Genomic DNA, 20,729 nt, shown 5'->3' with positions numbered 1-20,729 from the left:
AACGATCGCGCTCACGGAGTCGCCTTGGGCGTGGGTGAATTCCAGCCAACATCGGCCAGGATCTTTACGTCATCCGATGCCTGGTGGGCGGTGTCCGTCTGCGCGGCGGACACCGCGAACAAGCCACCGGCCAGCGTGGCGACAATGCCCGCCGCGACGATGCGGACCGTCAGGCGCGAGCGGAACGACGTACTGGGGCGGGAAAAGGTTTCCAACATTTCGTCAAGCCTCCCGAAAGGCGGGGCATGCGCCGCCGGACCGTTGAGTGGAGTGGTGGGCGGTCGCTGCGACCCGCCTTGATCACTCTCGAGCCCGGATCGACTTTCGCTCAAGCTTCGAGATGTCTCATATTCCCGCACTGCTAAAATCCGATGGATCCTAAAAGCCGCACACCAGGAAATATGGGGCATTCGGTCGGCCCTACAAGACCTTTTGGGCACCCGGAAACCGGCAGGACGGACGAGTGGGGGAAAGTAATGGAACACGGAATTCCGGATGGGCCGAGCGGTGTGCAGCAGCTCATGTCCGAGCATTTGCAGGCGCTCTCCCGGCTCGTCGCGGGCGGCCTGGCCGACTCGCCCGCGGCGCCGGCCGCGCCCTCGGCCGCGGCGGCTCCCCCCGATGCCCGGATCGGCTACCACTTCGGGCTCCAGGCCATTGCGGCGGCCATCGACGAGGCTCTCGCCGATGCGCGCAAGGAGATCCTGACCGCCCAGCCCGACGGGCCGCGCCCGGGACCGACCCTGGACGACGCCCTCGAATCCGTACGCCGCCAGATCGCGGGGGGCGTCGCCATGCGGACCCTGTACCAGCACACGACGCGATTCGACGAAGCGACGAAGAACTACGTGCGAACCGTCTCCGACTACGGAGTCCAGGTCCGCACACTGGCCGAGTTCTTCGACCGGATGATCATCATCGATGAAGACGTCGCGTTCATCTCCGCGAATGAAGACCGTACGAATGCCCTGGCCATCAGGGAGCCCGCCGTCGTGCGCTTCCTCAAGGACATGTTCGAGCGCTCCTGGGATCGGGCGAGGCCTTTCCCCTTCGTTTCGACACATGCCACGAGGGCGGCCGAGCAGGTCATTCCCTCACTCCGGAACTCCATCAGCAAATTACTGGTATCGGGCTATCCCGACAAGCAGATCGCCCGGCGGCTCGGTATCAGCGAGAGATCACTGCAAGGGCATATCGCGGCGATGAAGCAGGAGCTGGGCGCACACACCCGAATTCAGTTCGGCTACGAACTGGGCAGGAACGAGACCACGTTCATCGTGTGAGGTCCGGGAGCGGGGCGACGCGAGAAGCGGGGCGGGGACACGGGCAGGGGCGGGGACATGATGTCCCCGCCCCTGCCCGTGTCGCCTCCGGCTTCGCCGCCCCGGCGGGTCACCTCAGCGTGCTGTCTCCACACCGGCCGCCGGCGCGGTGGCCTCTTCGGGTCCGCGCCTGCGGAATCCGGGCAGCCGGGATACGGCCACGCCGCCCAGGCAGATGGCGCCGCCGAGGAGGGTGACCCACCCCGGCACCTCGTCCAGCGCGAGCCAGGAAATGAGGACCACCACGGCGGGCACCGCGTAGGTGGTGGCTCCCATCTTGCCCGCGGTGGTCCGCGACAGCGCGTACGCCCAGGTGGTGAAGGCCAGGGCCGTGGGGAAGAGCCCCAGGTAGACGACATTGAGCGTGGCCGACACGGGCGCCGCGGACAGGTTCGACACCAGCTGCCCGCTGAACGGAAGACACGCGACGGTGCCGATCAGACAGCCGTACGTCGTCACCTGCATCGGGGTCGCGTGCCGCAGTGCGGGCTTCTGCAACACCACGCCGGCCCCGTACGCCACGGCGGCCAGCAGGCAGAGCCCGAGGCCCAGGAGCGAGGACGATCCGCCGCCGGAGGACGAGAACCCGACGACGACCGCGCCGACGAACGAGACGGCCATGCCGGCCAGCAGCAGCGGCGGGAACCCCTCCTTCAGGAACCAGCCGCCGAGCAGCGCGACCACCATGGGCCCGACGTTGACGACCATGGACGCCGTTCCCGCGTCGACCAGCTGCTCTCCCCAGTTCAGTACGACCATGTAGACGCCGAACCAGAGCACCCCCGATCCCACGATGCCGGGCCACGCCCGGCGCGGCGGCACTCCACCGCCCTTCGCCAGCAGCAGGCAGACCAGTGCCAGCGAGCCGGTCAGGAGTCGTCCCAGCGCCAGCGCCCCGGGTTCGAAATAGTCGGCTGAGGCACGAATGGACACGAACGCGGAGGCCCACAGCACCACGGTGACCGATGCGGCTAACAGCGCCCCTCGATCCATTCCGGAACGTCCAGATGATGAGTTCATATGAGCAACCTAGCCTGGGCCGCGGTGAACCGGTGACGTCCCCGGCAAGCGGGCGGCGGATCGTTCCAGTTCGCGGAGCATGAGCCCGACCGCCGGAACGGAGGGGGACGTCGACATGGACAGGGCCACCACCTCCCGGTGCACCGTGGGCTCCAGGCGGAGCAGCCGAATCGGCGCCGTCGGCGGCCCGCCCAGGGCCAGTTCGGGCAGCACCGCGACGCCCAGGCCCGCCGCGACCAGCCCGATCACGGTCGGATAGTCGTCCGTCCGGTACTCGGCGCGCGGCTCGAAGCCGGCGCGCTCGCACAGCTGCAGAAGATGGCGGCGACAGCGGTGGCAGCCCATGATCCAGGATTCCCCGGCCAGTTCGGCGAGTTCCACTTGTCCCGCCTCGGCGAGGCGGTGCCCTTCCGGAACCAGCACGACCAGAGGGTCGGTGAGCAGCGGGCGGACCGCGAGGTCGTTCCAGTCCTCTTGCGTGTTCGCGCCCGCGCCGGGGATCTCCGGGTAGCGGAAGGCCAGGGAGATGTCGCAGTCGGCATTGCGGAGCAGGTCGATGGAGCGCGGCGGAGGCGCCTCCGCCAGGGAGACCTCCACGTCCGGATGGGCGGCGCGCATCGCGGCGATGGCGGACGGTATCAGTGCCGACGTGCCGCTGAGGAAGGAGGTGAGCCGCACCCGTCCGGTGCGCAGTCCCGCGAATGCCGCCATCTCCTCCTCGGCCGCGTGGAGTCCGGCGAGCACTCCGGCCGAATGCCGCACCAGGGCCGCACCGGCCTCGGTGACCCGTACTTCACGGCTGGTACGGATCAAAAGCGGAGTACCCATGGCCATTTCAAGGGATTTCATCTGCTGGCTCACGGCCGGCTGGGTACAGCTCAGCTGCCGTGCCGCGGCAGCGAAAGAGCCCGTTTGCGCAACGGCGCGCAGCGTGCGGAGATGACGCGTCTCGATCATGGGGCGAACCGTAAGCAGGAGAAATGGAATCGAGCAACTCCGCTTTAGGACCCGGTGGTATCGGGCGTTATGGACGCATCGGCCGGTCCACAGAGTGATACGGGTGCGGTTTTACCGAGTCTTGAACATCAACCGCGAGCGGGGGGTTTGCATAAGAAGTCCTTTCGCCACCGATAAGCAAGATGATCTTGAACGGGTCGCCTATCATGACAACCGGAGCAAACCGGGCGCGCTGTGTGATTCGCGATCGCCTCCGCGATGCCCTTGCTTATGGCAGCCAGCAGGTTTCCTTTGGTTGCCGGACGCGCTCGCCGCCGCGTACAACGACCCCATGCACGACAAGATCGCCAGCACCGTCCACGGCGCATTCGGAGAAATATTGCAGGGCTACACCGTCGGCGAGCGCGGCTACGAGCACTTCCTCTTCACGGCGCCCGTCGAGGAGTTGACCTGCGCGGCGCGGCTGCGACGGGCCGAGGGCCCCGGCACGCAGGCACTCACGATCAGCCCGGCCGACCGCACCAAGGCGCTCGCCGCCTTCGAGGCCCTCAGCGCGGAGGTGGGGTTCTCACACGCCGGTCTCACCATCGACATCACGTCGAACATCCCGGTGGCCAAAGGACACGCGAGCTCGACCGCCGACATCCTGGCCGTCGCCCTGCTCTGCCTCCGGGAATCCCACCCGGCGACCCCCGCGCCGGTGGCGCACGCGCTCGCGCTCTCCGTGGCACGAAAGCTCGAATACGGCGACTATCTGCTGCATCCCGGAATCGCCTCCTGTGCCCAGCGGTCGCAGACCCTGATCGCGAAATACGATACGGATCTGCGGTGGAGCATCGTCGGAGTCGACGAGGGCGGCTGGGTGCGCACGGAGGAGTTCCACCGGGAAGTCCCGGAGGACCCGGGAAAGGCAAGAATCTACGAGCGGCTCTTCGCCGAACTCGATGCGGCGCTCCTCGCGAATGACGGCGATGCGGCCGCAGAAATAGCGACCCTCAGCAGCGAACTGCACAATGACCGGCTCCCCAAGAAGTCCCTGGGGGACCTCATGGCGGTGAAGAAGGAGTGGGGGGCCCTCGGCGTGTGCGTGGCACACAGCGGAACGGTGGCCGGGCTCATCTTCTCGAAGCACCAGACGGACCACGATCTTCGTGTCGCTGAATCCCGGAGAGCACTGCGTTCTCTCGGGTACGACAGCGACCTCTACACACTGAAGGAGTCGGGGCGCTCATGAGCCGCGCAGTCACGACGGAGTCGACGGACTCGACGGACTCGGCGACAGAAGCGGGACACGGGGTCCTCCCCGCCCCGGTCGCGGACGAGCCGCAGCCCGCCGCAGAGGAAAAGCCGGGCAGCCGTGCCCGTGCGCAGCTCATGGTGCTCCTCGCGGTCTGCTGCCTGGCGCTCGGCGGTGTCTTCGTCCGGATCAGCGAGGTGGGCCCGGTGGCCACCGGCGGATACCGTTCGCTGCTCGCCGCACCCATGCTGCTCGGCATGGCGATGGCCGCCGCACGCCGCACGCGCCAGAACGCCGCCGCCGCCACGGCCGCCGGCGCCGACCGGCCCGCCACCGCCACCCGGATCGAGCGGCGGGACCAGCTCCTGATCGTCCTGGGCGGGCTGTTCCTCGCCGCCGACCTGTGCCTGTGGAACATCTCGTTCCTCTACACCTCGCTGGCCGAGGCGAACCTGCTGGCCAATCTGGTGCCGTTCATCATCGCCCCGCTCTGCCTCCTGCTCTTCGGCGACCGGCTGCCGTGGCGTCTCGCGATGCCCGCTCTGCTCGCGCTGGCCGGCCTGTACATCCTGGTCATCCTCGGAACCGGCCTCGACCCCCAGCACCTGCGGGGCGACCTCCTCGCCCTGGCGACCGCGGTGTTCTACGCGCTGTTCCTCGTCGTGGCCAAGGGCCTGCGCGAGCGCCACGAAGCCACCCGCATCATGGCCACCCTCAGCCTGGTCTGCGGGATCGCCTGCTTCGCCGTGGCGGCCCTGCTCGGCGAGAGCCTGTGGCCCACCAGCGCGAAGGGCTGGCTCGTACTGATCGCCCTCGCGGTGACCTCGCAGCTGCTCGGCCAGACCCTGATGGCACACGCCGTGAAGTTCCTGCCGCTCCAGCTCGCCGCACTGTTCGTGCTGCTGCAGCCGGTCGCAGCCGCCGTCTACGGCCTGGTCCTGTTCGACCAGCGCCTGAGCCTGGTGCAGATGGCGGGCATCGGCGTGCTCCTCGTTTCGATCTTCTGGGCCAAGAACCTCCTGGAGGGCAAGAAGTGAGCCTGACGCTGCACCATCGGACGGCGCCGCACCACCGCAGCCCCGATCCGTACGAACTCATCGAAGAGCTCAGCCGGCTGAGCACCGTGGACTGCGGCGGCTTCGAGGCCTCCGCACTGCGGCTGCGCGCCGTCCACGGCAGCCCGGCCACCGAGACCAGCTTCAAGTCGATCCTCGGCCTCGGCCTGCTCCTCCTGGCCCGCGAGCAGGGACTGCTCGCCGAGGGCCAGACCGTCATCGAGTCCACGTCGGGCTCCCTGGGCCTCGGCCTGGCGGTGGCCGGCCGCCTGCTCGGGCACCCCGTCCACCTGGTGACCGACCCCGGCATCCCGGACATCACCCGACGGAAGATCGAACTGGTCGGCGGGACCCTGCACATAGCCGAGACCCCGCATCCGGTCCTCGGCAGCCAGCAGGCCCGCGACGACCTGCTGCAGTCCATCCTGTCCGCGCACCCCGACCACTACTGGACCAACCAGAACGACAGCCCGCTCAACCCGCAGGTCTACACCCGCTGGGTGGTACCGCACCTGATGGGCGCCCTCGACTTCTCGCGCATCACCGCCGGAATCTTCTGCGTCGGCAGCGGCGGACACTTCGCCGCCCTGTCCGCGATGCTGGAGGCCAAGGGCATCCCCTCCTACGTGGCGGACCGCGAGGGTTCGATCACCTTCGGCGGCTCACCGGCCCGGAGCATCCTGCGCGGCACCGGCAACCAGAACCGGATCCCCGCCGTGATCGACACGGCCAGGAGCCGGGTCGCGGGCGTCTACCGGGTCTCCGACGCCCAGGCCTGCGCCGGCGTGCGGGAACTGGCCGCCCGAGGGCTCAGCGTGGGCGGATCGTCCGGCGTCTGCTACATGGGCGCCCGCCAACTCGCCGCGGACCTCGGACCGTCCGCCGACGGCGAGATACTCACCTTCTTCGCCGACCGCGGCGAACTGTACGGAACGACACTGCTGAACGGATGACGGACCGATGATCAACCCCGCACTGTGGAGCAAGGCTCCCGCCACGGCCCAGCTCTTCCACCACGACCCGTACGCGACCAGCGCGACGGCCGTCGTCCTGGCGGTCGAGGGGCACCACGCGATCTTCGACCGCTCCCTGTTCTACGCCGAGTCCGGCGGGCAGGTCGCCGACCAGGGAACCGTCGACGGACAGCGGGTGGTGGACGTACAGAAGGCTGGCGGCCGGCCCTATCAGCTTCCCAACGGTGAAGTCGCCACGATCGACGCGGTGTTCTACCACGTGTTCGAGGAACCCTGTGCGCTCGAGGTGGGAGCGGAGGTCGCCATGGAGATCGACTGGGAACGCCGCTTCCGCAACATGCAGATGCACACCCTGGCGCACTTCCTGTTCCACGCCACCGGCGAATACCTCACGGCGCACGGCCAGATGCGCTCGACCCGCGGCTGTCACATCAGCGACAGCGCCGCTCGTTTCGACTTCGGCTGTGCGATCCCCAGCGAGGCGGTGCCGGAGATCCAGGACCGTGTCCTCGCCCTTCTCGAGTCCGCCGGGGACGCGGTCGTGACCCCGCTGCCGGGGGCCGCCGACGTCTTCGTCTGGCGTTCGGGAGAGATCGAGATCCCCTGCGGCGGCACCCACGTGCGGCACCCGAAGGAGATCCGCGGCGGCATCACCGTGCGCCGGCGCACCAAGGGGAAGGGCGGCACCCGCCTCTACGTCGAGCTGGACCGCGATGCCGACTGACGACCGCCCCCCGCACGAGAACGCCCCGGTCCGAGCGGCCGCCGGGCCGGACGGGCAGGCCCCGCCCCCGCGATTCATCGCGGACATGGACGTCCTGCGCGCCCGGCGCACCCTGAAGTGGCAGGTGGGCGCGCTCGAACCGGACAGGATCTGCCTCGGCGTCGCCGAAATGGATCTGGAAACACCGGAGTTCCTGCGCCACACGCTCGAACGCGCCGTACGGGAGGGCGAGACGGGATACGGCCTCACCGGTGAGCAGGAACAGGCCTGCGCACGCCATCTGGCCCGTGAGCACCACGCCTCCCCCGCAGGACTGCGCTGCACCACCGACATCCTGGCCGGGCTGCGGACGCTCCTGCGCGACCAACTGCCGCGCGGCAGCGCCGTCATCGTGGAGACACCGGTGTACGGCGACCTGTTCACGGTGGTCGAGGAGGCCGGCATGCGCCCGGTGCCCGTGCCCCTGCTGCGGGACGCGGCCGGCTACCGGAACGACTTCGCCGCGCTCGACGCCGCCGCCGCGGCCGGTGCCGCGGCCTGGATCCTGTGCCAGCCGCACAACCCCGTGGGCCGGGCCTGGAACAGCGGGGAGATCGCCGCGGCGCTCTCCCTCACCGTCGAGCACGACCTGCTGCTGCTCGCGAACGAAGTGCACATGCCGCTCGGGCTCGCGGGGCAGCCGCGGTCCGTGTTCGCCGACCCCGCCGTGCACCGGGCCCGGGTCTTCGGGCTCACCTCGGCGTCCAAGGCGTTCAACATCGCCGGCCTCAAGAGCGCCACGGTCTACGCCTCGGACCGCACGGCCGGGGCGCTCGCCGGGCTGCCGCAGGGTCTGCTCGGGCGCCCGGGAAGCCTCGGCGCCATCGCCACGGTCGCCTGCTACGAGGAGGGGACCGGATGGCTGGCCGCGCTGCGCGCCCAGCTCGCCGAGCGCGTGGAACTGGTCCGGGCGGAACTCTCCCGGCTCCCGCTGCGGGTGGACGTCGTCGCACCCGAGGCCACCTATCTGGTGTGGGCCGGATTCCCCGCGCCGGACGAGGCGCAGCGCTTCGCCCGCGCCCTCGCCGACGCCCGGGTCCACACCCTTCCCGGGGAAGCTTTCGGGGGCGATGCGTACGCCGGGTACTTCCGAATCAATGCCGCCGGCCATCCGGCGGTGCTGGGCGAGGCCTTCGACCGGATCCGGGCGGCGCTGTGAACGGCGGCGGGGTGCCCGGGGAGATCTGAGGAACCTGTGGTCGGTTGGAATCCGCTGCCCGCCCCGCCCGCACGGATTCCAACCGCACAGGTTCGTCACCGCCGCCGCTCAGTTGACCTCTCGCTCCAGGCCGGACCAGTACGGCTGGCGGAGCTTGAACTTCTGGATCTTTCCGGTGGCCGTCCGCGGGATGGCGTCGCGGAACTCGACCGTCGTCGGCGCCTTGTAGCCGGCCATCCGCTGCTTGCAGTGGGCGATGATGTCGGATTCCTGCGCGGTGGCCCCCTCGGCGAGGACCACGAGCGCCTTGACCGTCTCGCCCCACTTCTCGTGCGGCACACCGATGACGGCGACCTCGGCGACCGCCGGATGGCTGAAGATCGTATCCTCCACCTCGATCGACGAGACGTTCTCGCCGCCGGTGATGATCACGTCCTTCTTCCGGTCGGAGATCGTCAGGTGCCCGTCCGCGTCGTCGATCGTGCCGCCGTCACCGGTGTGGAACCAGCCTCCCTCGAGGGCGTCCGCAGTCTCCTCGGGCTTGTCCCAGTACCCGTCGAGCACGACGTTCGACCGGGCCAGGACCTCACCGGACTCGGAGACCTTCAGCTTCACCCCGAGAGCGGGCAGCCCCGCACGGGACAGCTTGCGCGCCCGCTCCTCGGCCGACAGGTCCGCGTCGGCGGGCCTCGCCCGGTTGAAGGTGAGCAGCGGCGAGGTCTCGGTCAGGCCGTAGATCTGCGTGAATTCCCAGCCCAGCTCCTCCCCGACCCGCTGGATCGTCTTGCTGGGCGGAGGAGCCCCCGCGCAGACGATCCGTACACGGTCACGGCCCGGGATCTCGCCCTCCCAGTCCGCCGCCGCGTCCAGGACGGCGTTCCACACCGCGGGCGCGCCGCACATGAGGGTGACGCCGTGTTCGTCGACCCGGCGCAGGATCTCGGTGCCGTCGACCTTGCGCAGCACCACCTGCTTGACTCCGAGGCCGGCCATCACGTATGGCATTCCCCAGCCGTTGCAGTGGAACATCGGCAGCGTGTGCATGTAGACGTCGCGCTCCCACACCCGGGTGTGCAGCCCGAAGGTCAGGCCGTTGACCCAGATGTTGCGGTGGGTCAGCCGTACGCCCTTGGGACGGGCGGTGGTGCCCGACGTGTAGTTGATCGTCGCGGTGGCGTCCTCGTCCGGGTTCGACCAGGGGCGCGGCGCGACGCCGAAGCGCATCAGCTCGCTCTCCGTCTGTGCTCCGAGGACGAACCGGTGGCGGGCCGTGACGCCGGCGAGCGCCTCGTCCAGCTCCGGGTCGACGAGCAGGACCGAGGCCCCGCTCTGCCGCACCACGTAGTCGACCTCCTCGGGTTTGAGGCGGAAGTTGACCGGCACGCAGATGCGACCGCTCATCGGCACCGCGAACAACAGCTCGAGCATCCGCGCGGAGTTGTGGCTGACCACCGCCACCCGCGCGCCCTCGCCGACACCGAGCCGGTCGAAGCCGGCCTGCCAGGCCCGAACCCGCTCGCCCAGCCGCCCGTACGTCGATACGGGCACGGGCGCGGCAGGCTGGTCCGGCTCGTCGACCACGCCGGGGCTGTGGGAGAACCCCAGCTCGGCCCGGTCGAGGAAGTCCTCGACGGTCATCGGAATCCGCATTGCTCTCTCCTGGTATCGGGGCAACTGCATGGAGGGGCGCCGGCGGCGGAACGGGCGGCGGCCGGGCGTTCGGCTGGTCGGCAGCGGTCGTCATGTCATGCCGGGCATCGTGCCGCGTGGGGCGTACGGACCACCAGCACCGCGTCAGCCGTGGATTGACCCGAAGCGTACGGAGACCTTGCCCGGCTCCCCGGTGTTGCTCCCAGGGTTCTTCCCGGGGTCCTCGGGGCCCTCCGGGCCTTCGAGGCGGCCTCCCATCACCCTCACCATCTCTTCCCCCTCGGCGGCGATCTCCTCCTTCCGCGCCGCAGAGGTGTCGTGGAACAGGTGGATGGTGAGCGTTTCTCCGTCCTGTCTCCAGAGACCCGCGAGGAAGCCGTCGACGAGCAGGGTGCAGTGGGACTGGTTCCCCGTCCAGGTGCGGCCCTTGATCTCGGGCGCGACCACCCGGGTGCGGTCGGCGTGCGAGAGGAGGAGGTTGTCGAACTCGGGGAGGAAGCGGGGCGGCGCCGGCGTGTCCGCGTCGGGCCGGGGCGCGTCGGGCAGGTCGAAGAGCTCCACTCCACGCTCGTCCCGGAAGACGGCCAGACCGGGGCGCAGCCTTTCGAAGGCCTCGCGCAGCCGGGTCAGCCCGGCCCACACCTGCATGTCCTTCACGGAGGCGGGGCCGAAGGCGGCGAGGTAGCGCAGGACGACCTCGTCCACGGGCTGCGCTGCTGCCGCGGGCCGCCCGAGCCAGTTCTCCACGGTGGTGAGCCGGACCTGTCCGCTGCGCCCCCAGACGCCGCGGGGAGTGACCTGGACCAGCGGCAGCCGGCAGCGGGCGGCGACGGAGAGGGACTGCGGGTCGGCGCCGGGCCATTCCTTGAGCAGTTCCTCGCGGAGCTCCGCCATGGTGCGCGGTTCGGCGTCGACGAAGGCGCGGGCGAGCTCGGCGAGGCGTTCCAGGTCCACCCCGGCGAGTCCCTTGCGGAAATAGTTCACCTCGCGGTCGCGGGCGGGCTGGACCATGGGCCGCAGGGTGAGGGCGTCGTCCGCGGTGTGCGTGTGGATCGTCGACCGCATGGTGACCATCCGGACCACCTCCCGGGACTCCATGAGCCCGGCCAGCTCGGCGGGCCGGAAGCCGGCGAGGCGGGCGTGGAGCTGGTAGTAGGGCGGCTTCACGTTCTGCGCCTGGAGTCCGAGGAGGTGGCCGACGGCGTCCCGCGCGGACATCTCGGCGCGGCTCAGCAGGAGCTGGCGGGCGAGCGTGGCACGGTTGAGCGCGCGGCTGTCGAGTACGGGGTGCGGTGTCCTGGGGGCCATGACAGCAAGCTATCCGCCCTTGCGGACAGCTACGGTCCTCGATGAGAAGGTTCCGGCGGCGCGTCCGCGCGGCGGAACGCCCGTATATCCTGCATCTTGCCCGTAAACAGAAGTTCGACCGGGAGCTGACCTGCGATGTCGGAGCGCCCAGACCGCCGCCCCCGCCCCGTGCCTCCGTCCGCCGGAAAGCGTGCGGGATGGCGTCGCCCCGCGTCCCCGCCCGCCACTCCCCCGGCGGGGTCCCCGGCCGCCCCGCAGCCGGCGCCGCCCGCCGCCACGCCTCCGAACCACCGCAGCGTGATCGACTCGGCCGTCTACCGCGACGGCCGCCGCGTCGCCTCCCCCGCCACCCTGGCGGACACCTTCCGGAAGCTGCGGGAGGAGCCCGACGGGATGGCCTGGATCGGCCTGCACCGCCCGACCGAGCCCGAACTCCACTCGCTCGCGGCCGAGTTCAACCTCCACGAACTCGCCGTCGAGGACGCGCTCGAGGCCCACCAGCGCCCGAAGCTGGAGCGCTACGGCGATACCCTCTTCGTCGTCCTGCGCGCGGCCCGCTACCTCGACGCCCAGGAGGAGGTGGAGTTCGGCGAGCTCCACATCTTCGTCGGCCCGGACTTCCTGATCACGGTCCGGCACGGCGGGGCCCCGGACCTCTCCACGGTCCGCCACCGCATGGAGCAGACCCCGGAACTCCTCTCCCTCGGCCCCGAGGCCGCCCTGTACGCCATCCTCGACGCGGTGGTCGACGGCTACGTCCCGGTCGTCGAGGGCGTGCAGACGGACATCGACGAGATCGAGACCGAGGTCTTCCGCGGCGACCCGGCGGTCTCCCGCCGCATCTACGAACTCTCCCGCGAAATGGTCGAGTTCCAGCGCGCCACCCGCCCCCTGGTCGGCATGCTCCACGGCCTGATGGCGGGCTTCGCCAAGTACGGCACGGACGAGGAACTCCAGCGCTACCTCCGCGACGTGGCCGACCACGTCACCCACACCAGCGAACGCGTCGACGGCTTCCGCCAGGCCCTCACGGAAATCCTGACGGTCAACGCCACCCTGGTCTCCCAACAGCAGAACGCCGAAATGCGAGCCCTCGCCGAGGCCGGCTTCGAACAGAACGAGGAGATCAAGAAGATCTCCTCGTGGGCCGCCATCCTGTTTGCTCCCACACTCGTGGGAACGATCTACGGCATGAACTTCGAAGCCATGCCAGAGCTGCGCTGGGTTTTCGGATACCCCTTCGCCGTGGCCCTCATGGCGGTGGTCTGCCTCAGCCTGTACCTCATCTTCAAGCGTCGGGACTGGCTCTAGACCCAGCCGCTGTTTCTTCTTGGTGTTGGTGAAAGGCAGCGGTGGCCCCGGCTGCGGCCGAGCGCACCCACGGCAGTCTCGTCAGCGCCGTAGCGGACGCGGACCACCGCGGGCACCACAAGCCGGTACTTCGCCGAGCCTGCCGCCGCACGGGGCTGCCCGGCAGCTCTCCGAGTCCGGACAGCGCGCACGCCCGCCGAACGGGTGAATGTCAGCGGTAGATCGAATCTGATTGGACATGTCGATCACGCTCGGGGGACGTTGGTGTGCATCCGGCCCGCCCGTTACCCCGCTGCTGGTTGCAACGAGACTCCGGCGGTTCGGGAATGCTCCCCTTCTGGCGCTGCGGAGGTTTGCCTTGTCAGCTGAGATCGATGTCTCGTGCCCAGGCTCGGTACCCGCAAGTCCGGCCGGAGACGCAGTGGCAGTGGTGGGGGTCGGTCTGCGCCTTCCAGGCGGGATCACATCCCTGGGCGGACTGTGGACTGCTCTTGAGGAGGGCCGGGATCTGGTCGGTGAGGTCCCCGCCGGCCGATTCGACACGGCGGCCTTCGTGGCCGCCGGCGCGGCACGGGCCGGCAAGTCCTACACCGCGGCCGGCGGATTACTCGACGACCTGGCGTCGTTCGATGCGGGCTACTTCGGGATCTCACCCAAGGAAGCGGCGCGCATCGATCCTCAGCAGCGGCTGCTGCTGGAATGCGCGGTCGAGGCGTTCGACGACGCCGCGATCGATCCGGCAGACTTCGCCGGCAGCGACGCGGCCGTGGTGATGGGCGTCTCCTCGCACGACTACTTGGACCTGCAGCAGCGACGGCCCCGCACGATCGGCCCCTACACGATGGGCGGTTCGGCGTCCTGCAACACCGCCAATCGCCTCTCCTACGTGTTCGACTTCCACGGCCCCTCAAACGCGGTGGACACCGCCTGTTCCTCAGCGCTGACCGCGGTGCACCAGGCCTGTGAGGCACTGCGCTCGAGGCACGCTCCGCTGGCTCTCGCGGGTGGGGTGAACGTCATTCTCAACCCTGGCGGTTTCGTGGGGTTCTCCCAGGCGTCGATGCTCTCGCCCACTGGGCGGTGCAGGCCGTTCTCGGCGCAGGCGGACGGCTACGTACGGTCCGAAGGCGCGGGTGTGCTCCTGCTCAAGCCGCTGGCCGCGGCGCTCGCGGACGGGGACCGCGTCCACGCGGTGATCCTGGCGAGCGGGGTCAACGCGGACGGGCGCACCGCCGGGTTGGCGTTGCCCAGCGCCCGATCACAGGCAGCGTTGCTGGAGCACGTGTACGCGACCGCGGGCATCCGCCCGGATGAGGTGGCCTACGTAGAGGCTCACGGCACGGGGACGCAGGTCGGCGACCCGATCGAATGCGAGTCGCTGGGAAGGGCGCTGGGTCGGGGGCGACGGTCGGCGGCGGCATTGCCGGTGGGGTCGGTGAAGTCCAACCTCGGGCATCTGGAAGCGGCGTCGGGCGTAGCGGGTCTCCTCAAGGGGCTGCTGGTCCTGCAGAAACGGACGATTCCCGGAACGCTGCATGCCGTGCCGCCGAACCCGGCCATCGACTTCGCCTCTTTGGGGCTGGAGCCGGTGACCGGCCAACGGCCACTGGACACGAGCGGCCGGGGCGTAGTGGGGGTGAACTCCTTCGGCTTCGGGGGTTCCAACGCTCACGTGGTCCTGGCCGAGGCGCCCGGTGCCAGGTCGGTCCGCTCGTCGGATGGTGCCTCGTCGATGTCGGACGGGCCGTCGTCGGCGAAGGACGCGACCGGTGGTACGGGGCGTCTGCCGGTGGTGGTGTCCGCGCGGACTCCCCAGGCCCTCGCCGCCGCAGCGCATGCGTGGGGTGAGCACTTCCGGAAACAGGCGGAGCAACGCGGCGCGGAGCCCGCACATGCCTTCTACGACGCCGCGTTCACCGCCTGCCGACGCCGGGCGGGGCAGGAACACCGGATCGCCGTGCTCGCCGACGGCCCGCAGCAGGTCGCGGCGGCGTTGCGGTCCGTCGCGGAGGGAAAGCCCGCGGCCGGGGCGGTCTCGGCGGCCGCGGTTTCCCTGGGCCGGGTGGGTTTCGTTTTCGACGGCAACGGGTCCCAGTGGGTGGGCATGGGCGCCGATCTGCTGAGCGGGGACCTCGCGTTCGCGACCGAGGTGATGGCCGTGGACGCGGAGTTGGCGCCGATGCTGGGCTGGTCGGTGCTGTCGGAGCTGGCCTGGGCACCGGACCCGTCGCGCTGGCAGCGTACCGAGGTGGCGCAGCCCCTGCTCTTCGCGGTGCAGGCCGGTGTCGTGGCCGCACTGGCCGCCCGCGGTGTCGAACCCACGGCGGTCGTGGGCCACAGCGTGGGTGAGGTCGCGGCGGCCTACTGTTCGGGTGCGCTGAGCCGGTCCCAGGCATGTCGCGTGATCGCCGAGCGCAGCCGCGCCCAGGCGGCGACGGCAGGAGCGGGCCGGATGGCGGCGATCGGGCTCGGGGCTGAGGCCGCGTGCGGGCGGCTGGCCGCCGAGGGCTACGGCGAACGCCTGGCCGTCGCCGGGATCAACTCCGACCAGGACGTGACGATCGCCGGTGAGGCGATGGCGCTGCAGGAGTTCGGGGACCGCCTGGACGACGAGGGCGTCTTCTTCGTGGATCTGGGCCTGGACTACGCCTTCCACAGCGCGGCCATGGACATCATCGAGGCCCCGCTGCGCGAGGCGTTGGCCGACGTGCGCCCCGGCAAGTGCCGGATCCCGCTGATCTCCACCGTTACCGGGAACGCCGTGGCGGGCCCGGAGCTGGACGCGTCGTACTGGTGGCTCAACGTCCGAGAGCCGGTGCGCTTCGCCGAGGCCGTCGACGCTCTGACCGGTGCCGAGCACCAGTGCGACGTGCTCGTGGAGATCGGCCCGCACCCGGTGCTGAGCACGTACCTGCGGCGGGCGGCGGCGAAGCGGACACGGCCGGTCGCCGTCGTGACGACGGTGTCGCGCTCGCTGCCGGGTCCAGCGGCGCTTGACGAGGCCTACGCGCGGTTGCTGGCCGTCGGTGCGCAGGTCGACTGGACGCTGGTGTTCCCACGGCGGGGAAGGGTGGCTGATCTGCCTCCCTACCCCTGGCAGCGGGAGCGGCACTGGAACGGTCACCCGGACTGGTGGCTGGAGGACGCCGCGCAGGCGGCGTCCCCGCGGGCGCAGCATCCGCTCCTGGGTGCCCGCCAGCCGGTTGCCGATCCCGTCTGGCGCCGGCAGGTCGAAGCGAACTCCCTGACTTGGATGGGCGATCACGTGGTGTCGGGGGCGGTGGTGTGGCCCGCCGCCGGATACGTGGACATGGCCTTGGGCGCGGGGCGGGAGATCCTCGATGCCCCGATCGAGGTGACCGGCCTGCGGATCGGCCGGGCCCTGACGCTGCCGTTGGACGATCCGGACATGCGGGTCCAGCTGTCGACGAGCCTGGCCCCGGACGGTGTGCTCGTCGTCAGCAGCCGAAGCGGCGAGCAGGGCGACTGGAACGAACACGCCCGCGGCCGGGTCCGGCGCCTGCTGCGGGACCGGCCGCCGGCCCTGGACCCCGGCCTGGTCGGAGCCCGTCTGTCCGAGGCGGTGTCCGTGCAGGAGCACTACGCCGCCTGCGCGCGGGCCGGCCTGCCCTACGGGCCGGCGTTCCGGCCCCTGTCCGCGCTGCGCACGGGGCCCGGGGAGGTGCTGGCCGAGTACGGGTGCACGATCGAGCCCTCGCCCGGGCATCAGGCCCACCCCACCCTGCTGGACGGTGCCCTCCAGGCGGGCATGCCGCTCATCGCCGCCCTCGGCGGGGATGCCTGCCCGTTCCTGCCCGCCTCCATCGAGACGGTGCGCGCCTGGCAGCCGATGCCCGAGACCGGGCTGGTGCATGTCCGGGCACGGACGGCGACCGCGCAGGAGGCCGTGTGGGACATCACGGTCAGCGACCCCGACGGGGTGGTCGCGCTGGAGGTCCTGGGCTGCACGCTCCGCCGCTTCGAGGCGGGCCGCCCGCCGCGACCCCAGAGGCTGATGGAGGTGCTGCGCGCCGCACCGCTGCCCGGCGAGGCGGTCCGCCCGGTCCCGTTGCCGTCTCCCGCGGAGGTATTCGCCACCTGTGAGGAGGACCTGGGCGCGCTCGCCGCCGGGTGGACCGCAGGTCCGTACGGCGCCTTCCGCACGGACCTGCTGCGGATGGTGGCGCACTTCGTCGGCTCCGCCGTACGCGAACTCGTGCCCGAGACCGACCTCGTGACCGTGGAATCGCTGCTTGCGGCAGGTGCCGATGCCAAGTGCACTCGGCTGCTGCACCATTTGCTGGGCACGGCGGTCGAGCACGGTGTCCTGGCCGCTGAGGGGGCCGACCGCTGGCGTCTGACGGGGGAACCCGCCCCGCAGGAGCTGTTCGACGCGCTGTTGAGGGATTACCCGGGCTGGGCCGTCATGGCGCAGACGTACGGTCTCTGCGGACAGCACTTGAGCGGGGTACTTCGGGGGACCGTCAGTCCTCTGGAGTTGCTGTTCTCCGACACCGACGCCTTGGCCGCGCGCTTCTACGACGGCGTCGCCATGGGCCATCAGGGCCGAATCTGCGAAACGCTGATGTCGGGCATCGTGGAACGCTGGCCGCGCGACCGCCCGCTGCGCATCCTTGAAGTGGGCGCAGGTACCGGAGCCACCACGGCCGCGCTGGTGCCGCACTTGCCGCCCGAGCGCACCTGTTACACCTTCACCGACATCTCGCCCGCCTTCTTCGCGCAGGCCAAGCACCGCTTGTCCCGCTACGAGTTCGTCGACTACCGGGCTCTGGATCTGGATGCCGACCCTGCCGGCCAGGGATTCGCGGAGTCCTCGTTCGACATCGTGGTCGCATCCAACGTCCTGCACGCCACGAAGGACCTCAAGGCCGCTCTGCGCCGCCTCGCCGGCCTGCTGGCCGACGGCGGACACCTACTCGCGCTGGAGTACCACGACAACAGCCTGCTCGCACCGGTCTTCGGCCTGCTGGACTCGTTCTGGGAGGCGACCGACGACGAGCTGCGTCCCGCAGGGCCGCTGTTGCCGCGCGCCGAGTGGGAGCCCGTCCTGCGCGACTGCGGATTCTCCGCCACCGTGCAGAGCGGTCAGGCAGCAGCGGCCTCGCTCAGCGACAACTCGGTCATCCTCGCTGCCCGTAGGCCTCGCTCCCACGGCCTCGATCCGGGCGGCGTCCCGGAGGGGGCCGCGCACGACACCGGGTCCCGCACTTGGCTGGTGGGTGAGCTGCCGCGCAACGGCCGTACGCAGACCCCGATGACGGGTTCACTGGTTGCCGCCCTGCGTGAGCACGGCCACGGCGGCGCAGTCCGTGCCGTTTCCGTCGAGGACACCGTCGAGTCGTGGACGGCACTTCTGTGCGGCAAGCGGTCCCCGACCGACGTCGTCCTGATCGCCGAAGCCGACGAGGCCGGCTCGGCGACGGAGAAGACCGAGACGGCGGTGTGCCATCTGGCGGTACTGGGGGCCGTCGGTGCCGCCTGCGAGCGGCGGCCGGACGCCGCCGATCTCACCGTGTGGGTGGTCAGCTGTGGCCGCGACGCCGTCCTGTCCACGCCGCCCGTGCCTGAATCCGCCGCCGTGTGGGGCGCAGCCCGCACTCTGGCGAACGAGCACCAGAACCTGACCGTCCGCCGGATCGCCCTCGCGGGAGTACGGGACGCCGCGGACCGTAACCTGCTGGCTGAACGTGTAACGCGGGAAATGCTGCTGCGACCGGAGGAGGACGAGGTCCTCCTCACGCCGGCGGGCCGGTTCGTGACGGTGGTCAGGCCCCTGGGCCCGCCACAAGGCTCCAGCGGCGCCGATGGCTACACGCTCACTTTGAACGCGCCGGGACTGCACTACCGGCTGGGCTGGCGCCCCGCCGACGTTCCCCGCCCGCGGGCAGGTGAAGTCGTGGTCGCTGTCGGGGCGGCCGCGTTGAACTACAAAGACGTCATGATCGCGACTGGCCACGTCCCAGCCGCTTCGTCCCCTCGGCCGGACAGCGCCGGCATCGGCTTCGAATGCGCCGGGGTGATCACCGCGATCGGCCCCGGGGTCACCACCTTCGCGCCGGGAGACCGCGTCGCCGCGCTGGCGGAAGGCTGCTTCGGCTCCCATGTCCGGGCCCGCGCCGACCGCGTCATGGCCTTGCCGACCGGCATGACGTCCGCCGAGGGCGCCACGCTGCTGCTGGTCGGCCTGACCGTCGAGTACAGCCTCGGGCACCTGGCGCGACTCGCCGCGGGCGAGACGCTCCTGGTGCACGGCGCGGCGGGCGGAGTCGGCCTGGCCGCCCTCCAGTACGCCCGCCGGGTAGGAGCACATGTGATCGCGACCGCGGGAACCCCCGTGAAGCGCGATCTGCTGCGACTGCTGGGCGTCGAACACGTCCTGGACTCGCGCCGACTGCATTTCGCCGAACAGGTCAAGGACCTCACCGGCGGCCAGGGCGTCGACGTGGTCCTCAACTCCCTCGCCGGCGAGGCACTTGTCCGCAGCCTCGGCGTGCTCAAACCACACGGCAGGTTCCTGGAGCTGGGCAGGCGCGACTTCCTGCTGGACAGTCGGCTGCCGCTGGCCCCCTTCGCGCACAACCTCGCGTTCTTCGGCGTCGACCTGACGACCATGGTCGGAGGTACGTCAGCCGTCCTGGACACCGCCTTGGCGGCTCTCGCCGCCTCCGTGCACGACCGCACATACCACCCGCTGCCCTTCCGTGCCTACCCGGCCCGGCGCATCGAGGAGGCGTTCACGAGCCTCCAGCACTCCCGGCACACCGGCAAGATCGTGATCACGTTCGAGGAGGGTGTACAGGTCCAGAGTCCGCCGACGGGGCCCGACCTGGATTCCACAGCCACGTACCTGGTCACCGGCGGCCTCGGCGGGTTCGGTGCCGCCACCGCACGCCACCTCGCCGCCCGCGGCGCCCGTCACCTCACCCTCATCGGCCGCCGCGGCACCGAGGCCCCCGAAGCCGCATCGCTCCTGGCGGACCTCCGCGGTGACGGGACCGACGTCACCGCCTGCGCGGCGGATGTCACCGACGAATCGGCGCTGCGACGCGTCCTCGACGACATCGACGCCTCCGGACGCCGATTGGCCGGTGTCGTCCACGCGGCCATGGTCCTCGACGACGCGCCGCTGGCCGGATCGTCGAACGAGCGCCTGCGTACGGTCCTGGGCCCCAAGATGACCGGTGGCCTGCTCCTGGACACACTCACCCGCGACCGCCCCCTGGACTTCTTCGTCGTCTACAGCTCCGTGGCCGCCCTGATCGGCAACATCCGACAAGCCCCCTACGTGTCCGGCAACATGGTCCTGGAGGCGCTGGTCCGCGACCGCCACCGGGCCGGCGTACCGGCCCTGGCCGTCCAGTGGGGTGCCCTCGGCGACTCCGGGTACGTGCACCGCACCGGACGGAACGACGAGATGGCCGCACTGGGGCTCAACGAGCTGACCTGCGCCGACGCCCTCGCGGAACTGGATCGACTGCTGGTCCACCCGGACGCCCGGGTCGTCACCGTCGGTCACTTCGACTGGGACCGGCTGGGGCGTCTCACGCCCAACCTGGCGGTACCGCGCACCGCCGGGCTGCTCCGCGAACGGGACGAAACGGGATACGCGGACCGGATGCGGGTCGCATTCGCCGAGGCCACTCCCGCACAGGCCGCGAAGCTGGTCGAGGAGAAGCTCGCCGAGCTCTTGGCGGGCGTCCTGCAGACCACCCCGGAACGCATCGACCGCGGGCGACGTCTGGACCTGCTGGGCGTGGACTCCTTGATGTCCCTGGAATTCACCGAAGCAGTGAGCAGAGACCTCGGCTGTGAACTCCCCGTGATGGAAGTGTCCGGAGCCGCGCATCTGTCGGAGATCGCCCAACGCGTGCTCACCCGCCTGGGCTATCAGGCGAACGCGAACGACTGACCGTCGACCGTGTGCGACACCGAACCCGGCGCCGCACCCGAGC

At 70.5% G+C, this 20,729-nt stretch carries 13 protein-coding genes; 8 read left to right on the top strand and 5 right to left on the bottom strand.

Going from position 1 to position 20,729, the window contains the following annotated elements:
• Positions 1–11: 11 nt before the first annotated feature.
• Positions 12–218: a hypothetical protein gene (locus ACIPUC_RS15800; protein WP_446589899.1), complete on the bottom strand. Its 207-nt coding sequence runs from the start codon at positions 216–218 to the stop codon at positions 12–14.
• Between the two features lie 291 nt (positions 219–509).
• On the opposite strand from ACIPUC_RS15800, the gene ACIPUC_RS15795 reads away from it, so the two are divergent.
• Entirely contained in the window at positions 510–1,283 is a 774-nt protein-coding gene (locus tag ACIPUC_RS15795; RefSeq protein ID WP_446589897.1) for a LuxR C-terminal-related transcriptional regulator, read from the top strand.
• 114 nt (positions 1,284–1,397) lie between these two features.
• Here ACIPUC_RS15795 and ACIPUC_RS15790 read toward each other — a convergent pair whose 3' ends face one another.
• Positions 1,398–2,342: a DMT family transporter gene (locus ACIPUC_RS15790; RefSeq protein WP_446589896.1), complete on the bottom strand. Its 945-nt coding sequence runs from the start codon at positions 2,340–2,342 to the stop codon at positions 1,398–1,400.
• Positions 2,343–2,351: 9 nt separating this feature from the next.
• Positions 2,352–3,299: a LysR family transcriptional regulator gene (locus tag ACIPUC_RS15785; RefSeq protein WP_446589894.1), complete on the bottom strand. Its 948-nt coding sequence runs from the start codon at positions 3,297–3,299 to the stop codon at positions 2,352–2,354.
• Between the two features lie 295 nt (positions 3,300–3,594).
• On the opposite strand from ACIPUC_RS15785, the gene ACIPUC_RS15780 reads away from it, so the two are divergent.
• The 5 genes from ACIPUC_RS15780 to ACIPUC_RS15760 are packed head-to-tail and all read left to right on the top strand — an operon-like array spanning position 3,595 to position 8,487.
• Entirely contained in the window at positions 3,595–4,533 is a 939-nt protein-coding gene (locus tag ACIPUC_RS15780; RefSeq protein ID WP_446589893.1) for a GHMP family kinase ATP-binding protein, read from the top strand.
• The gene (locus tag ACIPUC_RS15775) at positions 4,530–5,573 is read left to right on the top strand and encodes a DMT family transporter (protein WP_446589892.1); all 1,044 of its coding nucleotides are present in this window, start codon (positions 4,530–4,532) and stop codon (positions 5,571–5,573) included. The genes ACIPUC_RS15780 and ACIPUC_RS15775 overlap by 4 nt, the downstream gene beginning before the upstream one ends.
• Positions 5,570–6,544, top strand: coding sequence for a pyridoxal-phosphate dependent enzyme (locus ACIPUC_RS15770; protein WP_446589890.1), 975 nt, complete (start codon positions 5,570–5,572; stop codon positions 6,542–6,544). The genes ACIPUC_RS15775 and ACIPUC_RS15770 overlap by 4 nt, the downstream gene beginning before the upstream one ends.
• 7 nt (positions 6,545–6,551) lie before the next feature.
• Complete coding sequence (locus tag ACIPUC_RS15765) at positions 6,552–7,289, top strand: alanine--tRNA ligase-related protein (protein ID WP_446589889.1); 738 nt, start codon at positions 6,552–6,554, stop codon at positions 7,287–7,289.
• A complete protein-coding gene (locus tag ACIPUC_RS15760; protein ID WP_446589888.1) occupies positions 7,279–8,487 on the top strand; it encodes an aminotransferase class I/II-fold pyridoxal phosphate-dependent enzyme in 1,209 nt (402 codons plus the stop codon). The genes ACIPUC_RS15765 and ACIPUC_RS15760 overlap by 11 nt, the downstream gene beginning before the upstream one ends.
• Positions 8,488–8,595: 108 nt before the next feature.
• Here the strand turns inward: ACIPUC_RS15760 and ACIPUC_RS15755 are convergent, their stop codons facing one another.
• Both ACIPUC_RS15755 and ACIPUC_RS15750 read right to left on the bottom strand, forming a co-directional pair.
• Positions 8,596–10,137 carry an AMP-binding protein gene (locus ACIPUC_RS15755; protein ID WP_446589887.1) on the bottom strand — a complete coding sequence of 514 codons (1,542 nt, stop codon included), beginning with the start codon at positions 10,135–10,137 and terminating at the stop codon, positions 8,596–8,598.
• A 144-nt stretch (positions 10,138–10,281) separates the two neighbouring features.
• On the bottom strand, positions 10,282–11,445 hold the full coding sequence (locus ACIPUC_RS15750; protein WP_446589886.1) for a winged helix DNA-binding domain-containing protein: 1,164 nt from the start codon (positions 11,443–11,445) through the stop codon (positions 10,282–10,284).
• A gap of 135 nt (positions 11,446–11,580) precedes the next feature.
• Between ACIPUC_RS15750 and ACIPUC_RS15745 the strand changes: the two genes are divergently transcribed.
• Together ACIPUC_RS15745 and ACIPUC_RS15740 are read left to right on the top strand one after the other, a co-directional pair.
• Positions 11,581–12,756 (top strand): magnesium and cobalt transport protein CorA, encoded by a 1,176-nt coding sequence (locus ACIPUC_RS15745; RefSeq protein ID WP_446589885.1) that lies wholly within the window; start codon positions 11,581–11,583, stop codon positions 12,754–12,756.
• A gap of 421 nt (positions 12,757–13,177) precedes the next feature.
• The gene (locus tag ACIPUC_RS15740; protein WP_446589884.1) at positions 13,178–20,686 is read left to right on the top strand and encodes an SDR family NAD(P)-dependent oxidoreductase; all 7,509 of its coding nucleotides are present in this window, start codon (positions 13,178–13,180) and stop codon (positions 20,684–20,686) included.
• Positions 20,687–20,729: the final 43 nt, after the last annotated feature.

It is taken from the genome of Streptomyces sp. LARHCF249 (assembly GCF_052871255.1).
This window is presented reverse-complemented; position numbering and strand designations above follow the sequence as displayed.

What these genes read in the sequence shown, in the direction of transcription:
- ACIPUC_RS15785 (WP_446589894.1), bottom strand. Translation starts at nt 3,299, where the DNA reads ATGATCGAGACGCGTCATCTCCGCACGCTGCGCGCCGTTGCGCAAACG.
- ACIPUC_RS15745 (WP_446589885.1), top strand. Translation starts at nt 11,581, where the DNA reads ATGTCGGAGCGCCCAGACCGCCGCCCCCGCCCCGTGCCTCCGTCCGCC.
- ACIPUC_RS15765 (WP_446589889.1), top strand. Translation starts at nt 6,552, where the DNA reads ATGATCAACCCCGCACTGTGGAGCAAGGCTCCCGCCACGGCCCAGCTC.
- ACIPUC_RS15760 (WP_446589888.1), top strand. Translation starts at nt 7,279, where the DNA reads ATGCCGACTGACGACCGCCCCCCGCACGAGAACGCCCCGGTCCGAGCG.
- ACIPUC_RS15800 (WP_446589899.1), bottom strand. Translation starts at nt 218, where the DNA reads ATGTTGGAAACCTTTTCCCGCCCCAGTACGTCGTTCCGCTCGCGCCTG.
- ACIPUC_RS15775 (WP_446589892.1), top strand. Translation starts at nt 4,530, where the DNA reads ATGAGCCGCGCAGTCACGACGGAGTCGACGGACTCGACGGACTCGGCG.
- ACIPUC_RS15790 (WP_446589896.1), bottom strand. Translation starts at nt 2,342, where the DNA reads ATGAACTCATCATCTGGACGTTCCGGAATGGATCGAGGGGCGCTGTTA.
- ACIPUC_RS15755 (WP_446589887.1), bottom strand. Translation starts at nt 10,137, where the DNA reads ATGCGGATTCCGATGACCGTCGAGGACTTCCTCGACCGGGCCGAGCTG.
- ACIPUC_RS15750 (WP_446589886.1), bottom strand. Translation starts at nt 11,445, where the DNA reads ATGGCCCCCAGGACACCGCACCCCGTACTCGACAGCCGCGCGCTCAAC.